Origin of the sequence: Kaistia dalseonensis (genome assembly GCF_030814715.1) — a bacterium.
Taxonomy (GTDB): Bacteria; Pseudomonadota; Alphaproteobacteria; order Rhizobiales; family Kaistiaceae; genus Kaistia; species Kaistia dalseonensis.
Genome location: NZ_JAUSVO010000001.1, coordinates 79,646 through 103,882, shown reverse-complemented (window position 1 = coordinate 103,882; position 24,237 = coordinate 79,646). Strand labels below are relative to the sequence as shown.

At 63.9% G+C, this 24,237-nt stretch carries 21 protein-coding genes and 2 tRNA genes; 1 reads left to right on the top strand and 22 read right to left on the bottom strand.

Annotated elements, in window-relative coordinates; translation table 11 throughout:
- Position 1: 1 nt before the first annotated feature.
- The 18 genes from mce to QO014_RS00385 form a co-directional block, all read right to left on the bottom strand.
- Positions 2-406, bottom strand: a complete 405-nt coding sequence (mce, locus tag QO014_RS00470; protein WP_266346692.1) for a methylmalonyl-CoA epimerase — start codon at positions 404-406, stop codon at positions 2-4.
- Between the two features lie 67 nt (positions 407-473).
- On the bottom strand, positions 474-2,153 hold the full coding sequence (locus QO014_RS00465; RefSeq protein WP_266346691.1) for a ribonuclease J: 1,680 nt from the start codon (positions 2,151-2,153) through the stop codon (positions 474-476).
- Positions 2,153-2,986, bottom strand: a complete 834-nt coding sequence (locus tag QO014_RS00460; RefSeq protein WP_266346690.1) for a biotin--[acetyl-CoA-carboxylase] ligase — start codon at positions 2,984-2,986, stop codon at positions 2,153-2,155. The genes QO014_RS00465 and QO014_RS00460 overlap by 1 nt, the downstream gene beginning before the upstream one ends.
- A 3-nt stretch (positions 2,987-2,989) precedes the next feature.
- On the bottom strand, positions 2,990-4,429 hold the full coding sequence (gene nuoN, locus QO014_RS00455) for an NADH-quinone oxidoreductase subunit NuoN (RefSeq protein WP_266346689.1): 1,440 nt from the start codon (positions 4,427-4,429) through the stop codon (positions 2,990-2,992).
- A gap of 16 nt (positions 4,430-4,445) precedes the next feature.
- Complete coding sequence (locus tag QO014_RS00450) at positions 4,446-5,957, bottom strand: NADH-quinone oxidoreductase subunit M (protein ID WP_266346688.1); 1,512 nt, start codon at positions 5,955-5,957, stop codon at positions 4,446-4,448.
- 13 nt (positions 5,958-5,970) lie between these two features.
- Positions 5,971-8,052 carry an NADH-quinone oxidoreductase subunit L gene (gene nuoL, locus QO014_RS00445; protein ID WP_266346687.1) on the bottom strand — a complete coding sequence of 694 codons (2,082 nt, stop codon included), beginning with the start codon at positions 8,050-8,052 and terminating at the stop codon, positions 5,971-5,973.
- A gap of 8 nt (positions 8,053-8,060) precedes the next feature.
- Complete coding sequence (nuoK, locus tag QO014_RS00440; protein ID WP_266346686.1) at positions 8,061-8,369, bottom strand: NADH-quinone oxidoreductase subunit NuoK; 309 nt, start codon at positions 8,367-8,369, stop codon at positions 8,061-8,063.
- Positions 8,370-8,389: 20 nt separating this feature from the next.
- Entirely contained in the window at positions 8,390-8,998 is a 609-nt protein-coding gene (locus QO014_RS00435) for an NADH-quinone oxidoreductase subunit J (protein ID WP_266346685.1), read from the bottom strand.
- Between the two features lie 6 nt (positions 8,999-9,004).
- A complete protein-coding gene (nuoI, locus tag QO014_RS00430; RefSeq protein WP_266347744.1) occupies positions 9,005-9,493 on the bottom strand; it encodes an NADH-quinone oxidoreductase subunit NuoI in 489 nt (162 codons plus the stop codon).
- Positions 9,493-10,539, bottom strand: a complete 1,047-nt coding sequence (gene nuoH, locus QO014_RS00425) for an NADH-quinone oxidoreductase subunit NuoH (RefSeq protein ID WP_266346684.1) — start codon at positions 10,537-10,539, stop codon at positions 9,493-9,495. Before nuoH ends, nuoI begins: the two co-directional genes overlap by 1 nt.
- Positions 10,540-10,545: 6 nt before the next feature.
- Complete coding sequence (gene nuoG, locus QO014_RS00420; protein ID WP_266346683.1) at positions 10,546-12,639, bottom strand: NADH-quinone oxidoreductase subunit NuoG; 2,094 nt, start codon at positions 12,637-12,639, stop codon at positions 10,546-10,548.
- On the bottom strand, positions 12,639-12,974 hold the full coding sequence (locus QO014_RS00415; RefSeq protein ID WP_266346682.1) for a pentapeptide repeat-containing protein: 336 nt from the start codon (positions 12,972-12,974) through the stop codon (positions 12,639-12,641). Before QO014_RS00415 ends, nuoG begins: the two co-directional genes overlap by 1 nt.
- Before the next feature lie 4 nt (positions 12,975-12,978).
- Positions 12,979-14,286 (bottom strand): NADH-quinone oxidoreductase subunit NuoF, encoded by a 1,308-nt coding sequence (gene nuoF, locus QO014_RS00410; protein ID WP_266346681.1) that lies wholly within the window; start codon positions 14,284-14,286, stop codon positions 12,979-12,981.
- Between the two features lie 10 nt (positions 14,287-14,296).
- A complete protein-coding gene (nuoE, locus tag QO014_RS00405; protein ID WP_266346680.1) occupies positions 14,297-15,166 on the bottom strand; it encodes an NADH-quinone oxidoreductase subunit NuoE in 870 nt (289 codons plus the stop codon).
- On the bottom strand, positions 15,166-16,356 hold the full coding sequence (locus tag QO014_RS00400; protein ID WP_266346679.1) for an NADH-quinone oxidoreductase subunit D: 1,191 nt from the start codon (positions 16,354-16,356) through the stop codon (positions 15,166-15,168). The genes nuoE and QO014_RS00400 overlap by 1 nt, the downstream gene beginning before the upstream one ends.
- Positions 16,357-16,365: 9 nt before the next feature.
- Positions 16,366-16,995: an NADH-quinone oxidoreductase subunit C gene (locus QO014_RS00395; protein ID WP_266346678.1), complete on the bottom strand. Its 630-nt coding sequence runs from the start codon at positions 16,993-16,995 to the stop codon at positions 16,366-16,368.
- 8 nt (positions 16,996-17,003) lie between these two features.
- The gene (locus QO014_RS00390) at positions 17,004-17,600 is read right to left on the bottom strand and encodes a NuoB/complex I 20 kDa subunit family protein (protein WP_266346677.1); all 597 of its coding nucleotides are present in this window, start codon (positions 17,598-17,600) and stop codon (positions 17,004-17,006) included.
- Complete coding sequence (locus tag QO014_RS00385) at positions 17,591-17,956, bottom strand: NADH-quinone oxidoreductase subunit A (RefSeq protein ID WP_266346676.1); 366 nt, start codon at positions 17,954-17,956, stop codon at positions 17,591-17,593. Before QO014_RS00385 ends, QO014_RS00390 begins: the two co-directional genes overlap by 10 nt.
- A 659-nt stretch (positions 17,957-18,615) precedes the next feature.
- Between QO014_RS00385 and QO014_RS00380 the strand changes: the two genes are divergently transcribed.
- Positions 18,616-19,668, top strand: coding sequence for an FUSC family protein (locus QO014_RS00380; protein WP_266346675.1), 1,053 nt, complete (start codon positions 18,616-18,618; stop codon positions 19,666-19,668).
- 64 nt (positions 19,669-19,732) lie between these two features.
- Here the strand turns inward: QO014_RS00380 and QO014_RS00375 are convergent.
- The 4 genes from QO014_RS00375 to lon all read right to left on the bottom strand — a co-directional run bounded on the left by QO014_RS00375 (position 19,733) and on the right by lon (position 23,385).
- A tRNA-Asp gene (locus QO014_RS00375) sits at positions 19,733-19,809 on the bottom strand.
- Between the two features lie 441 nt (positions 19,810-20,250).
- Positions 20,251-20,326: transfer RNA gene (locus tag QO014_RS00370), tRNA-Val, on the bottom strand.
- Between the two features lie 153 nt (positions 20,327-20,479).
- Positions 20,480-20,755, bottom strand: coding sequence for an HU family DNA-binding protein (locus QO014_RS00365; protein ID WP_266346674.1), 276 nt, complete (start codon positions 20,753-20,755; stop codon positions 20,480-20,482).
- Between the two features lie 197 nt (positions 20,756-20,952).
- Positions 20,953-23,385 carry an endopeptidase La gene (lon, locus tag QO014_RS00360; RefSeq protein ID WP_266346673.1) on the bottom strand — a complete coding sequence of 811 codons (2,433 nt, stop codon included), beginning with the start codon at positions 23,383-23,385 and terminating at the stop codon, positions 20,953-20,955.
- Between the last annotated feature and the right edge of the window lie 852 nt (positions 23,386-24,237).

Below are 24,237 nucleotides of genomic sequence, written 5' to 3'. Positions count from 1 at the left end.
CTCACGCCTCCTCGAGTTCGACGAGCGTGCCCTGGAAGTCCTTGGGATGCAGGAAGAGGACCGGCTTGCCATGGGCGCCGATCCGGGGCGTGCCGTCACCCAGAACCCGCGCTCCCGTCGCGATCAGCCGGTCACGGGCGGCCAGGATATCGGCGACCTCGTAGCAGAGATGATGGACACCGCCTTCCGGGCTGCGCGCCAGGAATCGCGCGATCGGAGAATCCGGCCCGAGCGGCTCCAGCAGCTCGATCTTGGTGTTGGGCAGTTCGACGAAGATGGTCGTCACGCCATGTTCGGGCAATGCCAGCGGTTCCGAGAGCCGCGCACCGAGCACGTCCCGATAGGTCCTGGCGGCCGCCTCGAGATCGGGGACGGCGATCGCCACATGGTTCAGTCGACCGATCACATCGATGCCTTTGCCAGCAGGGGGACGATCGACACCGTGCGGACGTCGATCATTCCCACCGGGTCCGTCATACGATCGCGACGAAGACTGTGCAAATGGGCTTTTTGCCCCAAGCTTCCCGCACGGCCGCGCGGACGGCGCGGCGCACCGCCTCGCGCATCAGTTCTCCATCGCGACGCCGCGCGCGCGGAATGCTGTCGATCGTGCCGAGCACGGCGGTCATGACGGTATCGTCGAACGCATGGCCGGCAATGCCTCGTGCGGGCAGACCGATCAGGCCGATTTCGGGATCCGTCATCAGCGTCCCCTTGCCATCGAACACGATGGCAACCGAGACATGGCCTGCGAAGGCGAGCTTGCGCCGCTCCGGTATGCCCACGCCATCGAGATCGGCGACGATGGAGCCGTCCTTGTAGAGGCGGCTCACCATGATGTCGTCGATCACCTCGGCGACACCGGGCTTGAGCCTCACGATCGCGCCGTCCTCGATCTGCACGACCTGACGCACGCCCATTTCGCGGGCGAATTCCGCATGGGCGCGCAGATGCATCGGCTCGCCGTGAACGGGAATGGCAATCTCCGGCCGGATCCAGCCATACATCTCCGCCAGTTCCTCGCGCCGCGGATGACCCGAGACGTGCACGAGGCGGTCGCGATCGGTGATGACGATCACGCCCTGCTCGATCAGCGAATTGACGATGCTGTTGATCGCCTTCTCATTGCCCGGAATCGGCCGGGCCGAGAACACCACGGTGTCACCGGGCGATAGACCAATGAACTTGTGATCGTCGGCCGCAATGCGCGCGAGCGCTGCCCGCGGCTCGCCCTGGCTGCCCGTGACGATCGCCACGCATTTCGCGCGCGGCAGATAGCCATAGGATTCCTCATCGAGGAATGGCGGCAAGCCTTCGAGATAGCCAAGTTCGGTGGCGACATCGATCGCGCGACGCAGTGCGCGGCCGACAATGACAACCTGCCGATCGGCGGCTTCGGCCGCGAGCGCGATCGACTTGATGCGCGCAATATTGGAGGCGAAGCTCGTGAAGGCCACACGGCCCTCGGCTTCGGCAACCAGCTTGATGAGTTCACGCGCGACATCGCCTTCGCTCGGGCTGCGGCCTTCGCGCATGGCGTTGGTCGAATCGCAGACGAGCGCAAGGACGCCTTCATCGCCGATCGCCGCGAGTCGGGCCGAATCGGTTTGCGGCCCGATGACCGGCTCCGGATCGAGCTTCCAGTCGCCAGTGTGGAGCACGGTGCCGATCGGCGTGCGGATCGCCAACGCCATCGGCTCCAGGATCGAATGGGTCACCGCCACGAATTCGACGTCGAACGGGCCGATCTGGATACGCTGGCCGGCCGAGACGATCTGGACCGGAACATTCGGCGCGCCGGGATGCGAACTGCGCTTCGCCTCGAGCAGGCCGGCCGTGAAAGCGCTCGCATAGACGGGCACGCCGATGCGCGGCCAGAGATCCAGCAGCGCGCCGAAATGATCCTCATGGGCATGGGTGATCACGATGCCATGCAGCGATCCGCGTTCTTCCTCGAGAAAGCGGATATCGGGCAGGACGAGATCGACGCCCGGCAGATCCGGCCCGGCAAAGCTCACGCCGAAATCGATGGCGAGCCATTGCCGATCTTCGGCGGGTCCGAAGCCGTAAAGGCTCAGGTTCATCCCAATCTCGCCGACGCCCCCGAGCGGCAGGAACACGAGTTCGTCGGTACCGGATTTGTCTAAATTCATTATCGGGACGAAGCCACCGCACCAAAATGGACCTCGCCAGCGGCGATCGTCCTGATTACACCCTCACGCGACCTGATGATGAGCCTGCCCTCATCATCGATCGTCTCGAATATACCGGAGAAGACTTCCCCACCGACTCGAACGGCAACATCTTCGCCTAGTCCGGCCGCCCGGTCGAGCCATAGCCGCCTTAATGCACGAAATCCGCGGCCACCGTCCCAGACGCGCTCGACACTGGCCCAGGCATCCGAGAGCGCGCGGAACAGGAGCGGCGCGTCGAGGCCGACACCGAGCGACGCGAGGGACGCTGCCGGATAGGGCAGATCGGCCGGAGTCGCGCGCACATTGACACCGATCCCGATCACCACAGCGAGCTTGCCGCCCGAGACGGGCTCCGCTTCGAGCAGGATCCCCGCGAGCTTTGCGCCGTCGAGCAGCACGTCATTCGGCCATTTGAGCCGAAGGCGATCATTGCTGCCCGGTGCACCCTCTCCCTCGAAGCCATCAAGGCCGACATGAAAGGTCAGATCCGGGGCGACGGCCCGCAAGGCCTCATCGAGCGCCAGCCCTGCGGCGAAACCGAGCGTCGCCGCCGTGGCCGGGTCGTTGGGGCACACAAGCAACAGACTCGCCGCCAGATTGCCCTCCGGCATGACCCAGGGCCGGCCACGCCGACCCCTGCCCTGCTCCTGGCGGTGGGCCACGAACCAATGCTTACCGGCATCGCCCGCCCGCGCGGCGCGCATCGCCTCTGCATTGGTCGATCCGACCGTATCGAAGACGTCGAGCCTGTAGCCGCCCGCGAGCGCTCCTGATCCGAGCTGAAACGCCATCGATCAGAAGAACGTCTTCGCCGCCAGACCCGCTACCGCGCCGATCTGGCCGGCAAAAAGCACGAACAGGATGACGAATGCGCCGGAGAGGCCGAGGACGACGCGCAACTCGCCCGACATGGGCTCGAAGGCTGCGACCGGCTCGTCGAAATACATGATCTTGACGAGGCGGAGATAGTAATAGGCGCCGACGACGCTGGACAGCACGCCGATCACCGACAGCGCATAAAGATGCGCATCGATCGCGGCCAGGAAGACGTAGAACTTCGCGAAGAAGCCGGCGAGCGGCGGAATGCCGGCGAGCGAGAACAGCAGCATCGCGAAGATGAATGCCGTCACCGGATGGGTGCGCGACATGCCGGCGAGATCAGCAGTCGTCTCGACCATCTTGCCATTGCGGCGCATGGAGAGGATCACGGCGAAGGAGCCGAGCGTCATGGCGAGATAGGTCGCCATGTAGATCAGCACGCCCTGCACACCCGCCTCGTTGCCGGCGGCGAGGCCAACCAGCGCGAAGCCCATATGGCCGATCGACGAATAGGCCATCAGTCGCTTGATGTTGGTCTGCCCGATCGCGGCGAAGGCACCGAGAACCATCGACGCGATCGCGATGAAGGTCACCACCTGCTGCCACTCGCCGATCGCCGGACCGAACGGGCCCACGAGCGCGCGCACGAACATGGCCATGGCGGCAGCCTTGGGCGCAGCGGCGAAGAACGCCGTGACCGGAGTCGGCGCGCCTTCATAGACGTCGGGCGTCCACATATGGAACGGAACGGCCGAAACCTTGAAGGCGATGCCCGCGATGAAGAGCACGATGCCGAAGACCACGCCCGTCGAGATCGGGCCAGCGGCGAGAGCCGTGGCGATGCCGGCAAACTGGGTATGGTCGGTGAAGCCGTAGACCAGCGAGGCGCCATAGAGCAGCATGCCCGAGGACAGCGCGCCGAGGACGAAATATTTCAGGCCCGCTTCCGTCGACTTCTCGGAGTCGCGGTTGATTGCGGCAACCACATAGAGCGCGAGCGACTGAAGCTCCAGGCCGAGATAGACCGAGATCAGGTCATTGGCCGAGATCATCAGCATCATGCCGAGCGTCGCCAGCAGGATGAGCACGGGATATTCGAAGTGCTCGAACTTCTCGCGCTTGATGAAGCTCGACGACATGACGATCGCGAAGCCCGAGCCGATCAGCGCGAGGATCTTGAAGAAGCGCGCGAAGGGATCGAGCACGAAGGCCGCGTTGAAGGTCTCGCCATCCGGCGTCTTGAACAGCAGCGCAAGCCCGGCCGCGATGATCACCAGGACCGCGAGCGTCGAGACCAGCGAGGTCGCGCGCGCGCCGGAGAACACGCCCACCATCAGAAGCACCAGGGCGCCAACGCCCAGGATCAGCTCCGGCAGGAAGGGGGTCAGCGAAGGAAGCGTGGCGATGTCCATCATTTCAGCTGCTTGTCCGTCACTGCGCCGCCAGGGCGAGCTTGCCGGCCGCCGACAGGGCGGCCTGATAGTTGGTGATGAGATTGTCGACCGAGGCCGACGTCACGTTGAAGACCGGCGTCGGATAGACACCGAAGAAGATCGTCAGGACGATCAGCGGCACCAGGATCGCGATCTCTCGCCGCGACAGGTCGAACATGCCCTTGAGGCTCGGCTTGTCGAGCGGGCCGAACACCACGCGGCGATAGAGCCAGAGGCCATAGGATGCCGACAGGATCACGCCCGTCGTCGCGAAGAAGGCGACCCAGGTGTTGGCGCGGAAGGCGCCGAGCAGCGTCATGAACTCGCCGACGAAGCTCGACGTGCCGGGCAGGCCGACATTCGCCATGGTGAAGACGAGGAAGGCGACCGCATAGAAGGGCATGCGGTTGACGAGGCCGCCATAGGCCGAGATCTCGCGGGTATGCATGCGGTCATAGATGACGCCGACGCAGAGGAAGAGCGCGCTCGCCACGATGCCGTGCGACAGCATCTGGAAGATGGCGCCTTCGACGCCCTGCGGGTTCATCGTGAAGATGCCCATCGTGACATAGCCCATATGGGCGACCGACGAATAGGCGATCAGCTTCTTGATATCCTCCTGCATCAGCGCGACCAGCGAAGTGTAGATGATCGCGACGACCGAGAGCGTGTAGATGAACGGCGCAAAATCGGCCGACGCCAGCGGGAACATCGGCAGCGAGAAGCGCAGGAAGCCGTAGCCACCCATCTTCAGCAGCACGCCGGCCAGGATAACCGAGCCCGCGGTCGGCGCCTCGACGTGGGCGTCGGGGAGCCAGGTATGGACCGGCCACATCGGCATCTTCACCGCGAAGGAGGCGAAGAAGGCGAGCCAGAGCCAGGTCTGCATGCCAGCCGGGAAGGCGTGGTTCAGCAGCGTCGGAATGTCGGTCGTGCCGGCCTGCCAGTACATCGCCATGATGGCCAGCAGCATCAGGACCGAACCGGCCAGCGTGTAGAGGAAGAACTTGAACGCGGCATAGACGCGGCGCGGTCCGCCCCAGATGCCGATGATCAGGAACATCGGGATCAGACCGGCTTCGAAGAAGACGTAGAACAGGATCAGGTCGGTCGCGCAGAACACGCCGATCATCAGCGTTTCAAGGATCAGGAACGCGATCATGTATTCGCGGAAGCGCTTCTGGACGGAGAGCTTCGAGGCGACGATGCAGAACGGCATCAGGAAGGTCGTCAGGATGACGAACAGCATCGAGATGCCGTCGACGCCCATCGAATAGCCGATGCTGCTGCTGAGCCAGCCGGCGCGCTCCACGAACTGGAAGCCGGTATTGGCGTGGTCGAAATCGCGCCAGATCAGCAGCGAGATCACGAAGGTGATCAGCGTGGTCCAGAGCGAGATCCAGTAGATGTTGCGGCGTGCGGCTGCATCGTCGCCCCTGATCAGAAGCAGGAGCAACGCGCCGACCGTCGGCAGGAAAGTGACGGTCGAAAGGATCGGCCAGTCGGTCATGTCGGTCAAATCCTCAGCGCGCGAACATCATCCATGTGATCAGCAGGGCGACGCCGATCAGCATGGCAAAGGCATAGTGGTAGACGTAGCCGGTCTGCAGGCGGACGACGCGGTTGGTCACGTCGACGACGCGCGCCGAGATCCCGTCCGGGCCGAAGCCGTCGATCAGCCAGCCATCGCCCTTCTTCCAGAGGAAGCGACCGAGCCACTTGGCCGGGCGAACGAACAGGAAGTTGTAGAGCTCGTCGAAGTACCACTTGTTGAGCAGGAAGCGGTACAGAATCGGCTGCTCTTCGGCGAGGCGCTTCGGCGTCGACGGTGACAGGACGTAGAACCAGAGCGCGATCAGGAAGCCGATCACCATCATCACGAAGGGCGAGTATTTCACCCAGGCCGGAACCTCGTGGATCTCGTGCAGGATGTGGTTGTCGGGATTGGTGAACAGCGCGCCCTTCCAGAACTCGCCATAGCCCTCGCCGATGAACCAACCCGAGAAGACCGCACCTGCGAGCAGCGCGCCGATCGACAGCACGAAGAGCGGCACCGTCATCACGAGCGGCGATTCATGCACATGGCTCATGACTTCCGCGGACGCGCGCGGCTTGCCATGGAAGGTCATGAACACCAGGCGCCAGGAGTAGAAGGACGTCATCAGCGCGGCGATGACCACCATCGCGAAGGCATAGCCAGCGAGCGGGTTGTCACCCATGAAGGCGCTCTCGATGATCGCGTCCTTCGAATAATAGCCGGCCGTGAGCGGGAAGCCGGTCAGCGCCAGCGTTCCGATCATCATCGTCCAGTAGGTGATCGGGATCTTCTTCCTGAGGCCGCCCATCAGGCGCATGTCCTGCTCGCCCGAGACGGCATGGATGACCGAGCCGGCGCAGAGGAACAGGAGAGCCTTGAAGAAGGCGTGCGTGAAGAGGTGGAACACGCCCGCGCCAAAGGCGCCGACACCGAGCGCCACGAACATGTAGCCGAGCTGCGAACAGGTCGAATAGGCGATGACGCGCTTGATGTCGTTCTGGACCAGGCCGACCGTCGCGCCGAAGAAGGCGGTGGTCGCGCCGAACAGCGTCACGACGGTGAGCGCCGTCGGGGCGAGATCGAACAGCGGCGACATGCGCGCCACCATGAACACGCCGGCCGTCACCATGGTCGCGGCATGGATGAGCGCGGAGACCGGGGTCGGGCCTTCCATCGCGTCGGGCAGCCAGGTGTGCAGCAGGAACTGCGCCGACTTGCCCATGGCGCCGATGAAGAGAAGGATGCAGACCGTGGTCAGCGCATCGAAATCCCACGACAGGAAGTGGATCTTCGTGCCGACGACCGTGCTGGTATTGGCGAAGATCGTGTCGAAATCGACGGAGCCGAACAGCACGAAGACGCCGAATATGCCGAGCGCGAAGCCGAAATCGCCGACGCGGTTGACGACGAAGGCCTTGATCGCCGCGGCATTCGCGGAGGGCTTCTTGAACCAGAAGCCGATCAGCAGGTAGGAGGCGAGACCGACGCCTTCCCAGCCGAAGAACATCTGGACCAGATTGTCCGACGTCACCAGCATGAGCATGGCGAAGGTGAAGAGCGACAGATACGAGAAGAAGCGCGGCCTGTGCTCGTCATGGCTCATATAGCCGATCGAGTAGAGGTGAACGAGCGAGGAGACCGTCGTCACGACGACGAGCATCATCGCGGTCAGCGTATCGACGCGGAAGGCCCAATCGAAGGAGAGCGTGCCCGAGGTGACCCAAGGCAGCACCTTCTGGTGCACGGTCTGGCCTTCCGGCGAACCGATCGTCAGGAACGCGATCCAGGACAGGATGGCCGAAATGAAGAGGAAGCCGGTCGTGATGATCTCGGCCGGACGCGAACCCGGCGCCGAGGCATGATGATCGTCATGGCCGTGGCCGTGATCATCATGACCATGGTCGTCATGCGCGTGGTCGTGAGCGTCATGCGCCGCATGATCGTGATGGCCGTCGGCCGTGCCCTCCTTCGGCGCGCCGACCATGGCGGCGCGATAGCTGCCGATGAGCGCGATCAGGCCGGCCAGGATGGCGCCAAGGAGAGGAAGAAAGACGATCGCCGAATACATGGCTGGCCTCAGCCCTTCATCAGGTTGATGTCTTCGACCGCGATCGAACCACGATTGCGGTAGTAGACGACGAGAATGGCAAGCCCGATCGCCGCCTCGGCCGCCGCGACGGTCAGCACGAGAAGCGCGAAGATCTGCCCGACGAGGTCACCCTGAAAGGATGAGAACGCCACGAAGTTGATGTTGACCGCGAGCAGTATGAGCTCGACCGACATCAGGATGACGATCACGTTCTTCCGATTGAGGAAGATGCCGAACACGCCGATCGTGAACAGGACCGCCGCGACCGACAGATAGTGGGAGAGACCGATCTCCATGATTTTGGCTCCCGTCTCTCTCAGATGCCCTTGCCGGGCTCAACAGTGTGAATCTCGACGATCTGCGACCGGTGGACCTGATCGGCGATCACCTGGCGCTTGACGTTCGGCTTGTGCCGCAGCGTCAGCACGATCGCGCCGATCATGGCGACGAGCAGGACGAAGCCGGCGATCTGGAAGAAGAAGATGTAGTGCGTATAGAGCACCTGACCGATCGCGGCCGTGTTGGTCATCGTCGCGAGCGGGGGAATGGGCGTGACCGGCTGCGAGACCAGTTCGGGCGCGAACACCCAGCCAGAGAAGGCGAGCAGCAATTCCACCAGGAAGACCAGGCCGACGAGGCCGCCCACCGGAAGATATTGCAGGAAGCCCTGGCGCAGCTCGACGAAGTCGACATCGAGCATCATGACGACGAACAGGAACAGCACCGCCACCGCGCCGACATAGACGACGACGAGAAGCATCGCCAGGAATTCAGCTCCGAGCAGAAGGAACAGCCCGGCTGCGTTGAAGAAGGCGAGGATCAGGAACAGCACCGAATGAACGGGGTTGCGCGATCCGATGACCATCAGCGCCGAGGCGACCGTGATCGCCGAGAAGAGATAGAAGAAGAGGGCCTGGAGTATCATGATCCCTCACCGATACGGCGCGTCGATAGAGATGTTCTGGGCAATTTCGCGTTCCCAACGGTCGCCATTGGCGAGGAGCTTCTCCTTGTCGTAGTAGAGCTCTTCACGCGTTTCCGTCGCGAATTCGAAGTTCGGGCCCTCGACGATGGCGTCGACCGGGCAGGCTTCCTGGCAGAAGCCGCAATAGATGCACTTCACCATGTCGATGTCGTAGCGCGTCGTGCGGCGCGTGCCGTCATTGCGGCGCGGGCCGGCCTCGATGGTGATGGCCTGGGCGGGGCAGATCGCCTCGCAGAGCTTGCAGGCGATGCAGCGCTCTTCACCGTTCGGGTAACGGCGCAGCGCATGCTCACCGCGGAAGCGCGCGCTGACCGCGCCCTTCTCGAAGGGATAGTTCAGCGTCTTCTTCGGCGAGAAGAAGTAGCGCATCGTCAGGAAGAACGCCGAGACGAACTCCGACAGGAACAGCGATTTCGCGGACTGGTCGAGGCGCATTACGGTGCCCATCCCATGATCTGAAGAACCGCGGCGACCACGACGACCATGCCGAGCGAAATCGGGAGGAACACCTTCCAGCCCAGACGCATCAACTGGTCGTAACGATAGCGCGGCACGAACGCCTTCACCATGCCGAACATGAAGAAGACGAGGAGAGCCTTGAGGGCGAACCAGACGATGCCCGGCACCCAGGTGAACGGCGCCACATTGATCGGCGGCAGCCAGCCTCCCAGGAACAGGATCGTCGTCAGGGCGCACATCAGGCAGATGGCAGCATACTCGCCCAGCATGAACATCATGTACGGCGTCGAGCCATATTCCGACATGAAGCCGGCGACGAGCTCCGATTCCGCTTCGGCGAGGTCGAAGGGCGGGCGGTTCGTCTCGGCGAGCGCCGAGATGAAGAAGATGATGAACATCGGGAAGAGTGGCAGCCAGTACCAGTCGAGGAAGCTGCCCGGCAGCCCGACCTTGGTGCCGAGGCCCGTCTGCTGCGAGAGTACGATATCCGACAGGTTCAGCGAACCGACGCAGAGCAGGACGGCGACGAGGACGAAGCCGATCGAGACTTCATAGGACACCATCTGCGCCGCGGCGCGGAGCGAAGACAGGAACGGATATTTCGAGTTCGATGCCCAGCCGCCCATGATCGTGCCGTAGACACCGAGCGACGAGATGGCGAGCAGGAACAGGACGCCGACATTGATGTTGGCGATCACCCAGCCCGCATCGAACGGGATCACCGCCCAGCCGGCGAGCGCCAGCGTCACGGTCACGAGGGGCGCCATCAGGAAGATGCCCTTGTTGGCGCCCGACGGAATGATCGGTTCCTTGAGCACGAACTTGAGCAGATCGGCGAAGGATTGCAGCAGGCCGAAGGGACCGACCACGTTCGGGCCGCGCCGCATCTGCACCGCCGCCCAGATCTTGCGATCGGCCAGCAGGATGAAGGCGATCGAGATCAGCAGCAGAACCAGCAGCAGCAGGCTCTGCGCGACAATGATCACGCCGGGAATAAGGTAGGTATGCAGGAAACCGTCCATTCCGCCTTACTCCGCCGCCGCGGCAACCTGGCCAAGCGCGAGCGCCGAGCATTCGGCCATGATGGCAGACGCGCGCGCGATCGGGTTGGTCAGGTAGAAATCGTTGATGGGATTGACGAAAGCCGTCTTGCCAAGCGAGCCGGCCGAAGCGGCGAGCGCCGCCACATCGGCAAACGCGCCCGGCTGGACCGCGTCGATGCGGGCCAGATGCGGATAGGCACCATAGAGCGCCTTCCGGAGCTCGCCGAGCGAATCGAACGGCAGGCGATGGCCGAGCACGTCCGAAAGCGCACGCAGGATCGCCCAGTCCTCGCGGGCATCCCCGGGCGGGAATGCGGCGCGGTTGGAAAGCTGCACGCGGCCCTCGAGGTTCACATAGGTGCCGGACTTCTCGGTATAGGCGGCCGCCGGCAGGATGACGTCGGCGCGGTGGGCGCCGGCATCGCCATGCGTGCCGATATAGACGACGAAGGACGAACCGAGCGCGCTGGTGTCGATCTCGTCGGCGCCGAGCAGGAAGAGCACGTCGAGAGCGCCCTGCCCTGCGGCAGCGACCATGCCCGCCGTGTCGAGACCGCCCGAAGCCGGCACGAAGCCGATATCGAGGCCGCCGACGCGGGAGGCGGCATTATGCAGGACGGCGAGGCCGTTCCAGCCTTCGTCACGACCCGGAGCAGCGGCGATGGCGGCTGCGGTCGCGAGAACGGCGCGGCCATCAGCGCCCGAGAGCGCGCCCTGCCCGACAATGACGATCGGACGCTTGGCTGCGGCCAGCGCCTCACCGAAGGCGAACTTGCCCGCGGCGATATCGGCCAGCGTCTCGGTTCCGGCGCCGAGATAATCATGCGGATAGGTCAGATCGACCTGCTCGCCGATGACGCCGATCTTGACGCCGCCGGCGCGCCAGCGCTTGCGAATGCGCGCGTTCAGCACCGAGGCTTCCTTACGCGGGTTGGCACCCACGATCAGGATCAGATCGGCCTGCTCGATGCCGGCAATGGTCGGATTGAAGATGTAGCTCGCGCGGCCGAGCGCGGGATCGAGCGCCGCGCCATCCTGGCGGATGTCGAAATTCGACGATCCGAGCGAAACGAGCAGCGACTTCAGCGCGAACAGGTCCTCGACCGAGGCGAGATCGCCGCCGATCGCGCCGATCTTCGAGCCCGTCGTGGCCTTGACCTTGGTGGCAATCGCCGCGAAGGCCTCGCCCCATGATGCAGCCTTCAGCCGACCACCGACGCGGACATAGGGGCGATCGAGACGCTGGGTGCGGAGACCATCCCAGATGAAGCGGGTCTTGTCGGAAATCCACTCCTCGTTCACCGCCTCGTTCAGGCGGGGGAGAATGCGCATCACCTCACGGCCGCGCACATCGACGCGGATGTTGGAGCCGACCGCGTCCATGACGTCGATCGACTCGGTCTTGACCAGTTCCCACGGGCGGGCGTGGAAGGCATAGGGCTTCGAGGTCAGAGCGCCGACCGGGCAGAGGTCGATCACATTGCCCTGCAGTTCGGAGGAGAGCGCCTTCTCGAGATAGGTGGTGATCTCGGCATCCTCGCCGCGGCCGATCAAGCCCATCTCGGCGATGCCGGCAACCTCGGTCGTGAAGCGGACGCAACGCGTGCAATGGATGCAGCGGTTCATCGACGTCTTGACGAGCGGGCCAATATATTTGTCTTCGACGGCGCGCTTGTTCTCGGAGAAGCGGTTCTTGTCCACGCCATAGGCCATGGCCTGGTCCTGCAGATCGCATTCGCCGCCCTGATCGCAGATCGGGCAATCGAGCGGATGGTTGATCAGCAGGAATTCCATCACGCCTTCGCGGGCCTTCTTCACCATGGGCGACTTGGTGAGCATGACCGGCGGCTCGCCGTTCGGGCCGGGGCGGAGATCGCGGACATTCATCGCGCAGGACGCGGTGGGCTTGGGCGGACCGCCCTTCACCTCGACGAGGCACATGCGGCAATTACCGGCGATGGACAGGCGCTCATGGAAGCAGAAGCGCGGCACCTCGGCACCCGCAGCCTCTGCCGCCTGCAGGAGCGTGTAGTCCGGAGGCACGTCCACTTCGATGCCGTCGACAATGATCTTGGCCATTACTTCGCCTCTTGCGCCGCGCGATGGGCGGCCTGCAATTCGGATAGGGGAATGCCGTCTATCGTGACGCCGTCAAGCCGGCAGCCCTCGATCGAGACACCCATCAGATTGACCTTCGACAGCCTCGCGCCCGACAGGTTCACGTCGGTGATGCGCGCTCCCGAAATATTCGCGTCTTCGACGAAGAGGCCCGTCAGGTTGACGTTCTTTGCCGTCCACCCCGACATATTCACATCGTCGAAGGAGGCGCCCGAAATATTGACGTCGACAAAGCTCGAACCCGCGAGGGTCGAACCGTGGACCTCCAATTTCTCAATGACGCCCTCAAGCTTCATGGCCCTACTCCGCCGCTTCCATCATCTCGCGCTCGACCGGCTTCGGATTGGCCGAATAGAGGTCGATCCGCTCTTCGATGAGCGGGCGGAAATGGCGGATAAGGCCCTGGATCGGCCAGGCCGCCGCATCGCCGAGCGCGCAGATCGTGTGACCTTCGATCTGGGTCGTCACCTGCAGCAGCATGTCGATCTCACGCTTCTCGGCCTCGCCGCGCGCCATGCGCTCCATCACGCGCCACATCCAGCCCGTGCCCTCGCGGCACGGCGTGCACTGGCCGCAGCTCTCATGCTTGAAGAACGACGCGATGCGCGCGATCGCCTTGATCACGTCGGTCGACTTGTCCATGACGAGGACGCCGGCCGTGCCGAAGCTCGACTTCACCGCGCGGGTGCCGTCGAAATCCATGATCAGCTCTTCGCAATCCTTGGCCGGGATGATCGGGCAGGATGCGCCGCCGGGGATGATGGCGAGCAGGTTGTCCCAGCCGCCGCGGACACCGCCGCCATGCTTCTCGATCAGCTCGCGGAACGGAATGCCCATCGCCTCTTCGACGATGCAGGGCGTGTTCACATGGCCGGAAATGCCGAAGAGCTTGGTGCCGACATTGTTCGGCCGGCCGATCGACGAGAACCAGGCCGCGCCACGGCGCAGGATGGTCGGGGCGACCGCGATGCTCTCGACATTGTTGACGGTGGTGGGGCAGCCATAGAGGCCGACATTGGCCGGGAACGGCGGCTTCAGGCGCGGCTGGCCCTTCTTGCCCTCGAGGCTTTCGAGCAGCGCGGTTTCCTCGCCGCAAATATAGGCGCCGGCGCCATGAGCGACATAGATGTCCATGTCCCAGCCATGGACATTGTTCTTGCCGATCAGCCGGGCCTCATAGGCCTGGTCGATCGCCGCCTGCAGATGCTCGCGCTCGCGGATGAACTCGCCGCGGACGTAGATGTAGGCGACATGGGCACCCATGGCGAAGGAGGCGATCAGCGCGCCCTCGACCAGATGATGCGGATCATGACGCAGGATCTCGCGATCCTTGCAGGTGCCCGGCTCGGATTCGTCGGCATTGATGACGAGATAATGCGGCCGGCCGTCGTTCTTCTTCGGCATGAACGACCATTTGAGGCCGGTCGAGAAGCCTGCGCCGCCACGGCCACGGAGGCCCGAGGCCTTCATCTGGTCGATGATCCAGTCGCGCCCGGCTTCCAGAATGGTCTTGGTGCCATCCCAGGAGCCGCGCTGCAGCGCGCCCTTCAGGCCCCAATCATGATGGCCGTAAATGTTCGTAAAGATGCGGTCCTTGTCAGCAAGCATCGTCCGCCCCCTACTCTTTCTTGCCCGCATCGGGCCGGACCGCAGGGTCCGACGCCGGCACGTTCTGTGGCGCGATATTGGGAACCTTTTCCTTGTCGGCCTCGGCCTGCGCCTTGACGGCGGGCGCAGCCGGCGCCTCGGCCGGCGCCGGATCGGCGGCTGCCTTGGCAGCCTCAGCCGCGGCCTTCGCGGCTTCCGCCTCGGCGGCGGCGCGCGCGGCGATCGCGTCGCGCGCGGCGGCGAGACCGGCGCCCTGGCCGATCATCGAGCCGTCATAGAGCGACTCGGTCGTCAGGACGCGGAAGCCCGTCTCGGGCGCGGAATAATGACGCGCGATCTGCGGACCGGGCTTCAGCGGGACGCCCGCCTCGATATCGTCGATCAGCTTGTTGAAGCTCTCGACGGTCAGATCCTCATAGGTATCCGGCACGATCTGCACCATCGGCGCGTTCACGCAGGCACCGAGGCATTCCACCTCTTCCCACGACAGATCGCCATTGGCCGAGATGTGGAAGGGATCGTGATGGATGCGCTCGCGGCAGACATTGAGCAGCCTGCCCGCGCCGCGGATCATGCAGGGGGTGGTGCCGCAGACCTGGATATGCGCCTTCTTCCCGACCGGGGCGAGCAGGAACATCGTGTAGAAGGTCGCGATTTCGAGCACGCGGATGAAGGGCATGTCGAGGAATTCGCCGACCCAGCGGATCGACGGCTCCGAGACCCAGCCCTCCTGCTCCTGGACGCGCCAGAGAATCGGAATCACGGCCGAGGCCTGCTTGCCCTCGGGGAATTTCAGCAACTGCTTCTGCGCCCAGGCCAGATTTTCCGGCGTGAACGCGAAGCTCGACGGCTGTTCGGAAGCGAGACGACGAACGGACATCAGCGGTCAACCTCTCCGAACACGATATCGAGCGAGCCGAGGACCGCAGAGACGTCGGCCAGCATGTGGCCGCGGCAGAGGAAATCCATCGACTGGAGATGCGCGAAACCGGGAGCGCGGATCTTGCAGCGATAAGGCTTGTTTGAACCATCGGCGACGAGATAGACGCCGAACTCGCCCTTCGGCGCCTCGACGGCCGCGTAAACCTCGCCAGGCGGCACGTGATAGCCTTCGGTATAGAGCTTGAAGTGGTGGATGAGCGCTTCCATCGAGCGCTTCATCTCGCCGCGCTTCGGCGGGACGATCTTATTGTCCGTATAGGACACAGGACCGCTCTTCTCCGTCGAAAGCAGGCGCGCGACGCACTGCTTCATGATCCGGACCGACTGGCGCATCTCTTCCATGCGGACGAGATAGCGATCGTAGCAATCGCCATGCGTGCCGACCGGAATGTCGAATTCGAGCTCCGAATAGCACTCATAGGGCTGCGAGCGGCGCAGATCCCAGGGCGCGCCGGCGCTGCGGACCATGACGCCCGAGAAGGACCACTTCCACGCCTCTTCCAGCGTCACAACGCCGATATCGACATTGCGCTGCTTGAAGATGCGGTTACCCGTGACGAGGCGATCGATATCGGCGAGCTGCTTCAGGAAGGAGTCGCAGAAATCGCCGATGTCGCGGATGAGCGCCTCGGGCAGGTCCTGATGCACGCCACCGGGCCGGAAATAGGCCGCATGCATGCGCGAGCCGGACGCGCGCTCATAGAAGATCATGAGCTTTTCGCGATCCTCGAAGCCCCAGACGGGCGGCGTCATCGCGCCAACGTCGAGTGCCCAGGTCGTCACATTCATGATGTGCGAGAGCAGGCGCCCGATCTCGGAATAGAGCACGCGGATCAGCTGGCCGCGCTTCGGCACCTGGATCTCGAGCAGTTTCTCCACGGCGAGCGCGAAGGCATGCTCCTGATTCATCGGCGCGACATAGTCGAGCCGGTCGAAATAGGGCACGGCCTGAAGATAGGTCTTGTGCTCGATCAGCTTCTCGGTGCCGCGATGCAGCAGCCCGATATGCGGATCGGCGCGGTCGACGATCTCGCCATCCAGCTCAAGCACAAGGCGCAGCACGCCGTGCGCCGAGGGATGCTCGGGCCCGAAATTGATGTTGAACGTGCGAACCTCGGCTTTTGACATTTCCGTGCCTCAGCTCGGCTTCTGTTCAGTCTTGGGTGCTTCCTTGGCCTTCTCGTCGCCGGGCAGCACATAATCCGTGCCTTCCCAGGGCGAGAGGAAGTCAAAGTCGCGGAATTCCTGCGCGAGCTTCACCGGCTCGTAGACGACGCGCTTCTGCTCGTCATCGTAGCGCACTTCGACATAGCCGGTCAGCGGGAAGTCCTTGCGCAGCGGATGGCCGTCGAAGCCATAATCCGTCAGGATGCGGCGCAGATCGGGATGGCCCGTGAAGAGAATGCCGTAGAGATCATAGGCCTCGCGCTCGAACCAGTCGGCGCCGGGCATGATCGGGGTAATGGAGGCCACGGGCGTGACCTCGTCGGTCTGGACCTTCAGGCGGATGCGCAGGTTCCGCGTCGGGCTCAGCAGGTGATAGACCACGTCGAAGCGATAGGCTCGCTCCGGATAATCGGCGCCGCAGACATCGATGATGCTCACGAAGCCGGTCTTCGGGTCGCTGGCCAGCCAGGACACGACATCGGCGATCGCGGCGCGCTCGATGTCGAGCGTCAGCTCGCCATACGCGATCTTGCTCGCAATGACGGCATCGCTCTTGGCGGCGACGATGTAGTCACTGAGTTCTTTCAGGGTCTCGTCCATGCCGGGCCTCAGCGCTCGATCGTGCCGGTACGGCGAATCTTCTTCTGCAGCAGCAGAACGCCATAGAGCAGCGCCTCGGCCGTGGGCGGGCAACCCGGGACATAGATGTCGACGGGAACCACGCGGTCGCAGCCGCGAACGACCGAATAGGAATAATGATAGTAGCCGCCGCCATTGGCGCAGGAGCCCATCGAGATGACGTAGCGCGGCTCCGGCATCTGGTCATAGACCTTGCGCAGCGCCGGGGCCATCTTGTTGGTCAGCGTGCCGGCCACGATCATGACGTCGGACTGGCGGGGCGAACCGCGCGGCGCGACGCCGAAGCGCTCGAGATCGTAGCGCGGACCGGAGACCTGCATCAGGCCTTCGACGGCGCAGCAGGCGAGCCCGAACTGCATCCACATCAGCGAACCCGTCCGGGCCCAGGTGATCAGGTCGCTCGCAGCCGCGACGAGGAAGCCCTTGTCGGCGAGCTCCGCATTGACGTCCGTGAAGAACGGATCGTCATGGCCGATCGGGCGACCGGAGCCGTCCACGAGGCCCTTGGGCTGCTGCGCGACGAGCGTGCGCGGCGCCGCGTTATCGGAGGACTGGCTCAATCCCATTCGAGCGCTCCCTTCTTCCATTCGTAGATGAAGCCGATGGTGAGCACGCCGAGGAACGCCATCATCGACCAGAAGCCGAACCAGCCGAGCTTGCCGAAAGTCACAGCCCAGGGGAACAGGAAGGCCACTTCGAGGTCGAAGATGATGAACAGGATCGCGACGAGATAGAACCGCACGTCGAACTTCATGCGGGCATCGTCGAAGGCGTTGAAGCCGCACTCATAGGCCGAGAGCTTTTCCGGATCCGGATTGCGGTAGGCCAGCAGGAAAGGCGACACGAGCAAGGCGACGCCGATGAGCATCGCTATGCCGAGAAAGATGATGATCGGAAGATATTCGCGCAACAGGTCTTCCATGATCCGGCTCCGTTGCTTCCCTCGGCGGTGCTGCCGATGGTGCGGCGCAAAAATGCCGCCAAGCGCTTCACTCGACTACCATATCGGCCGGCCGCTGCAACGCGGCATTCCGCCGGAGCGGCGGTCGAAAACATGAGGCGAGGCTTAGCGGAGGCCGGCAGGCGTGGCAAGCCCCGTGCCACGCCTCGAACCGCGGGAAAAGACCATGCGGTACAGACATCATGGCCGAAAACCGACGAAAATTAGAACTGGAAGAATGAAAACACGGATGCGCGCGGCGAAATGTCCCGACCGCGCCTTGCAATCGGCCATAGTGAGAACCGCAATCGCCATTCCGCGTCCCCACAAGAAAAATCGGAAGCCCCGCCGCGCCCTGTCGAAATCGCCCGTTTGCCAGCGTTCATCGCCTGGTCGCGGGTCCAACCCGCCGATCGGTCGCCCGGATGGCGGTGAACGGGATCACCGGCCCGGGATCTGTTCTCGCTGTTGTGCGGATTTTGCAACGCAATATGGACTTCAGTCTCCATAGATGTGTCGCGATCCCGCGAATGGAAGGGCGGATCGCGATTGCACCGGCGCGGGCGCAGCGGAGTTTCGACAGCCGTCTTTTTCCTGCCGTCCGATTCTGGTCTTCTCAGGCAAATTCGCGTGGAGAATCGATGCCCTCCCCTGAAGCCCCGCGTAGCGGCGAAGGCGCCATTGCAGCCCAGTTCGGCATGGATGGTGCCATGGCGGAGCGGTCGATCCGCTTCACGCTGACCGTCATGGCGCCGATCGCGCTGACGATGATCACCGGCCCGCAATCATGGCTGCTCTATGCCATCGTCGCCGCGATCGTGGCCTTTGCCGGCGACGCCGGCGGGCCACCGCTGGCGCGGCTCGGCTGGATGGCGACCGGGCCGGCCGCGCTCGCCCTCGGTCTGGTGCTCGGGTCCCTGGCGATCGGCCATGCGCCATTCGTGATCATTCTCTCGATGACGGCGGGGCTGCTTTACGGGCTGGTCGAGACGGCGCATCCGCACCTGCTGCTGGCGACTCGCTTCTTCGCCTTCGGCATCGTGCTCGCCGGCCTCGTCAGCCCGGCCATCGCCATCGACTACTGGGCGATCGCGGCCATGCTGCTGTTCGCCTGGGCGCTCTCCCTCGCGCTCGACCTCGGCGACCGCAAGCTGCGACCGCTCAACGTGCCGGGCTGGGCCGAGGTGATGCCGAGCATCGAGCGCGCCGTGCCGAACCGCTGGCTCTTCGCCGCCTCTGTCGCCCTTGCGATCGGCCTCGCCCTGGTGATCACGGAACTGACCGGCTCCGTCCGCCCGTCCTGGGCCTGCCTGACCATCCTGATGGTGCTGCGCTCGGAGATCACGAGCAGCGTCCGCCTCGCCATAGAGCGCGTCGTCGGCACATTCGGCGGCGTTCTCGTCGCGGTGCTGATCGGCCATTACGCCGAACACCGGACGCTGGTGATCGCGATGGGCATCGCCGCCTTCGTGCGCTGGCCGGCGCAGCAGGTTCATAACGCGCTCGGCGTCTTCTGCCTCACCGTCTTCGTGCTGCTGATGATCGAACTGTCGACGACCGACCATGCCATGGCGTCGATCCTGCTCAAGGAGCGGCTGACCGACACGCTGATCGGCGCGATCGCCGCCGGCATCGGCGTGGGCTTTTACGACCTCGCCCGCTCGCTCATCGACAAGCGCCGATCGAAGGCCTGACGTGGCAGAACCCGAGGCGAATGCCTGGGTTCTTCAAGATAGTTCATGCAGTCCGGGAGATAAATGGCGGGAGTGACGGGGCTCGAACCCGCGACCTTCGGCGTGACAGGCCGACGCTCTAACCAACTGAGCTACACCCCCGCTGGGGTCCCCTTCCAGGGCCGATGCGGTGGTCACCGCGTCGTGTGGCGGTGAAGTACGGCACCGGCTGATCCAAGTCAAGCGTCGCTTGCGAGGTGACATGTGGATAACATAAGGCCGCGCCGGAGACGCTTGCGGAGGCCTTGCGCGCCGCGCGATCGGCAAGCCGGCGAAGCGAATGCGCCTTCACCATGGGCGCTTCGGGGCCGCGGCGATCGAGCCGGCGCTGCGGAGTTTTGGATATCGGCCGCGATGCGTCGGACGGCGCATCACCCACGCGAATCGAAGCGGACGTCGCCCGATCGGGACCGAAGGCGTCGCCGGGCTCCAGACACAGGCCCGCGACGCGCCCGAATAGCTGGCGACGCGCATGGATGATCTGAAGAGGTCTTGGGCTGGATCGAGACCGCCGGCGCGCGGGGCGTCCCGTGGCGGGATGAATGGTGGGCGGTGAGAGACTCGAACTCCCGACATCCTCGGTGTAAACGAGGCGCTCTACCAACTGAGCTAACCGCCCGCAGGCACGGGAACGACCCGGCCGCACTGCATCGCGAAGACGTTTAGGCGGACGCCGGCCGCTTTTCAAGCGCCCGCATGCGGAACGCCCTGAAATGAAACGGCCTCGCGCATGATGCGCAAGGCCGCCAAAACTCGACAATCAGCAGTCGACTTAGTTGACCGCGTCCTTCAGGCCCTTGCCGGCCTTGAACTTCGGCGTCTTCGAAGCGGCGATCTTGATGGTCTCGCCGGTGCGGGGATTGCGACCCTCGCTCGCGGCGCGGGCCGCGACGCTGAAATTGCCAAACCCAATGATCTTGACTTCGTCACCGGACTTCAGCGCCTCGGTGATCGCGTCGAACGTTGCATCGACAGCCTCAGCCGCAGCAGCCTTGGACGTACCGGTCTTCTCGGCGACGGATGCGATGAGATCGTTCTTATTAGCCATGGATGATCCTTTCTCAGGTCTCGAGCCGATGTCACGATTCGCATGACCCCGGCTGTGGCGCGACAAATCCCTGAAATCGGCGGCTGTGGCAAGCGAAAATGGCTGAATTCCGCGATTTCTGCCGATAATTCGGTGAATTTCCATACGGAAACGCCCGCCAAACCGGGCGGGCGTTTCATTTTTGCATCTTTGACGGCTCAGTGGGCTGTCAAGCCTGTCGCGGCGTCATCCTCAGAAGAGACGGCCTTGGGGGCCTCGACCTTGCCCTCTTCCCAGACGATCGGCACCGGCTTGCGCACGAGCGCGTGGCTCAAGACCTCGTCGACGCGCGAGACCGGGATGATCTCGAGGCCGTTCTTCACATTATCCGGGATTTCCGCCAGATCCTTGGCGTTGTCCTCTGGGATCATCACCGTCTTGATGCCGGCGCGGAGCGCCGCCAGCAGCTTTTCCTTCAACCCGCCGATCGGCAGCACGCGGCCGCGCAGCGTGATCTCGCCGGTCATCGCGACATCCTTGCGGACCGGGATGCCGGTCAGCGTCGAGATGATCGCCGTCGCCATGGCGATGCCCGCAGACGGACCATCCTTGGGCGTCGCGCCTTCCGGCACGTGCACATGGATGTCGCGCCGATCGAAGAGCGGCGGCTCGATGCCGAAATCCACCGCGCGCGAGCGGACATAGGAGGCCGCCGCAGAGATCGATTCCTTCATCACGTCACGCAGATTGCCGGTGACGGTCATGCGGCCCTTGCCGGGCATCATGACGCCCTCGATCGTCAGGATCTCGCCGCCGACTTCCGTCCAGGCGAGGCCCGTCACGACGCCGACCTGATCCTCGAGCTCGGCCTCGCCGTAGCGATAGCGCGGCACGCCGAGATATTCCTCGACGACCTTCTCGGTGACCTTGATCGACTTCTTCTTGGTGAGCAGGATCTCCTTGACCGCCTTGCGGGCCAGCGTCGCCAACTCGCGCTCGAGGCTGCGGACGCCCGCCTCCCTCGTATAGCGACGGATCACGAAGCGCAGCGCCTCATCGTCGATCGAGAATTCCTTGTCCGCCAGGCCGTGATTCTTCACCACCTTGGGCAGGAGGTGATGATTGGCGATGGCGAGCTTCTCATCCTCGGTGTAACCGGCGATGCGGATGATCTCCATGCGGTCCATCAGCGGGCCGGGGATATTGAGCGTGTTCGCCGTGGTCACGAACATCACGTTCGACAGGTCGTAATCGACCTCGAGGTAATGATCGTTGAACGACGAGTTCTGCTCCGGATCCAGGACCTCCAGCAGGGCCGATGACGGATCGCCGCGGAAGTCCTGGCCCATCTTGTCGATCTCGTCGAGCAGGAAGAGCGGGTTGGACTTCTTGGCCTTCTTCATCGACTGGATGACCTTGCCGGGCATCGAGCCGATATAGGTCCGCCGGTGACCGCGGATTTCCGCTTCGTCGCGCACGCCGCCGAGCGACATGCGGACATATTCACGTCCGGTCGCCTTGGCGATCGACTTGGCGAGCGAGGTCTTGCCCACGCCGGGCGGGCCGACGAGGCAGAGGATCGGGCCCTTCAGCGTGTTGGAACGGCTCTGCACGGCGAGATATTCGACGATGCGGTCCTTGACCTTCTCCAGGCTGTAATGGTCCGCGTCGAGAACTTCCTGCGCGTAGACGAGGTCGTTCTTGACCTTGGACTTCTTGCCCCACGGAATGCCGAGCAGCCAGTCGAGATAGTTGCGCACGACGGTCGCTTCGGCCGACATGGGCGACATCTGGCGGAGCTTCTTCAGCTCGCCCATCGCCTTTTCGCGGGCTTCCTTGGAGAGCTTGGTCTTGGTGATGCGCTCCTCGAGTTCGGCGAGTTCGTCCTTGCCGTCCTCCTGGTCGCCCAGCTCCTTCTGGATCGCCTTCATCTGCTCGTTCAGATAGTACTCGCGCTGGGTCTTCTCCATCTGCCGCTTGACGCGGGAACGGATGCGCTTTTCCACCTGCAGGACCGAGATCTCGCTCTCCATCAGGCCGAGCACGCGCTCCAGCCGCTCGCCGACCGTCGGCAGCGCCAGGATCGCCTGCTTGTCCGGAATCTTGATCGCCAGATGCGAGGCAACCGTATCGGCGAGCTTGGAATAGTCGTCGATCTGCGTCACCGCGCCGACAACCTCGGGCGAGACCTTCTTGTTGAGCTTCACATAGTTCTCGAACTCGGTGACGACCGAGCGGGCGAGCGCCTCGACCTCGACCTTGTCGCCATCGGCATCGATGAGCGGATGGGCATAGGCCTCGAAATAATCTTCATGGTCGGTGTAGCGCACGATCTCGGCGCGCGCGATTCCCTCGACGAGCACCTTCACCGTGCCATCGGGCAGCTTCAGGAGCTGCAGGACGGTCGCGAGCGTGCCGATCGGATAGATCGCGTCGGGCGCGGGATCGTCGTCGCTGGGGTTCTGCTGCGTGGCAAGCAGGATCTGCTTGTCGGCGCGCATCACCTCCTCGAGGGCGCGGATCGACTTCTCGCGGCCGACGAAAAGCGGCACGATCATATGCGGGAAGACGACGATGTCGCGCAGGGGAAGGACCGGGTAGAGTTCGTCGCCTGTGGGAAGGCCGATCGAACGCTTTGTTTCGGCAGTCATGCGTCATTCCTTTCGCGACCGGCGCGGCCCCGAAGGCACCGCGCGGGGTTGAGGCGAACTATGGCGTGGGAAGGGATGGCCTAGATCGACTCGGAGGATATCGACGCCTTGCGGCGTGTTGTCCATTAGGTGGCGTCGCACTGTAAGGGTGTCAAGCGTGGGTGCCATCGCGAAATAAGCGAAGCAAGATTCTGGCCAGGACGGCGCGTTCCCACCCCTTTCGAGGCAGGCTGGAAGAGGAAGCGCGGGGCGCATCGAACCGCCGGCATCCAGGCGGGCGCCGGCGAAAAGTGGTTTGGTCATGTGCCTGGAACCACCTGGTCGGGCGATCCGCGGCCCCGCGCACGGGATGTTTTCCAGCCTGTTCTCGATCGACCCGGGGTGTATCGTTGCTTGGGCCACCCCTTCGACGATGTCGCGCGCCGCGAAAGTGCCGCGGCGTCGTCCTGTGCCCTGCGTTCCAGGGCAGGCGTATCGAGCTTGGCCGCCGCCGCTCACCCGGTTCGTGACGCCGGATCAACGACAGCTTCCCGTATTCCCGCCCGCGTCTCGGAACGACCGGTTCGCCCTCTTCCATGGGCGGGAACAGGGTGATTATGCGGCCGGTTGCATAGGGCGGGGATAGATTTATTTTTTATCTTTTTATCTCAACAGGTTACCACGACGCCACTGCGTTTTCGACACGATCCCGGGCGGGTGGCGGGTCTGTCGGCCGGCGAGGCCGCCTCCGGGCCAGGGCCGGGAATAGCGGGATCACGACCCGCATGGATCATGCGGGCTCGATCAAGCCCCGCCCGCGCCTTCGAGGCCTTTCTTAACTGCCTTCGAAGATTGCACGGGTGTCCGGCGCAA

Bases quoted from the DNA above. Each gene is read 5' to 3' on its own strand.
- QO014_RS00460 (WP_266346690.1), bottom strand. From the start codon at position 2,986: ATGGCGTTTCAGCTCGGATCAGGAGCGCTCGCGGGCGGCTACAGGCTC.
- QO014_RS00465 (WP_266346691.1), bottom strand. From the start codon at position 2,153: ATGAATTTAGACAAATCCGGTACCGACGAACTCGTGTTCCTGCCGCTC.
- QO014_RS00390 (WP_266346677.1), bottom strand. From the start codon at position 17,600: ATGGGATTGAGCCAGTCCTCCGATAACGCGGCGCCGCGCACGCTCGTC.
- nuoI (WP_266347744.1), bottom strand. From the start codon at position 9,493: ATGCGCCTCGACCAGTCCGCGAAATCGCTGTTCCTGTCGGAGTTCGTC.
- QO014_RS00380 (WP_266346675.1), top strand. From the start codon at position 18,616: ATGCCCTCCCCTGAAGCCCCGCGTAGCGGCGAAGGCGCCATTGCAGCC.
- QO014_RS00415 (WP_266346682.1), bottom strand. From the start codon at position 12,974: ATGAAGCTTGAGGGCGTCATTGAGAAATTGGAGGTCCACGGTTCGACC.
- lon (WP_266346673.1), bottom strand. From the start codon at position 23,385: ATGACTGCCGAAACAAAGCGTTCGATCGGCCTTCCCACAGGCGACGAA.
- QO014_RS00385 (WP_266346676.1), bottom strand. From the start codon at position 17,956: ATGGAAGACCTGTTGCGCGAATATCTTCCGATCATCATCTTTCTCGGC.
- nuoK (WP_266346686.1), bottom strand. From the start codon at position 8,369: ATGGAGATCGGTCTCTCCCACTATCTGTCGGTCGCGGCGGTCCTGTTC.
- nuoF (WP_266346681.1), bottom strand. From the start codon at position 14,286: ATGCTTGCTGACAAGGACCGCATCTTTACGAACATTTACGGCCATCAT.
- QO014_RS00365 (WP_266346674.1), bottom strand. From the start codon at position 20,755: ATGGCTAATAAGAACGATCTCATCGCATCCGTCGCCGAGAAGACCGGT.
- QO014_RS00450 (WP_266346688.1), bottom strand. From the start codon at position 5,957: ATGACCGACTGGCCGATCCTTTCGACCGTCACTTTCCTGCCGACGGTC.
- nuoG (WP_266346683.1), bottom strand. From the start codon at position 12,639: ATGGCCAAGATCATTGTCGACGGCATCGAAGTGGACGTGCCTCCGGAC.
- QO014_RS00435 (WP_266346685.1), bottom strand. From the start codon at position 8,998: ATGATACTCCAGGCCCTCTTCTTCTATCTCTTCTCGGCGATCACGGTC.
- nuoE (WP_266346680.1), bottom strand. From the start codon at position 15,166: ATGTCCGTTCGTCGTCTCGCTTCCGAACAGCCGTCGAGCTTCGCGTTC.
- QO014_RS00395 (WP_266346678.1), bottom strand. From the start codon at position 16,995: ATGGACGAGACCCTGAAAGAACTCAGTGACTACATCGTCGCCGCCAAG.
- nuoH (WP_266346684.1), bottom strand. From the start codon at position 10,539: ATGGACGGTTTCCTGCATACCTACCTTATTCCCGGCGTGATCATTGTC.
- QO014_RS00400 (WP_266346679.1), bottom strand. From the start codon at position 16,356: ATGTCAAAAGCCGAGGTTCGCACGTTCAACATCAATTTCGGGCCCGAG.
- nuoN (WP_266346689.1), bottom strand. From the start codon at position 4,429: ATGATGGACATCGCCACGCTTCCTTCGCTGACCCCCTTCCTGCCGGAG.
- nuoL (WP_266346687.1), bottom strand. From the start codon at position 8,052: ATGTATTCGGCGATCGTCTTTCTTCCTCTCCTTGGCGCCATCCTGGCC.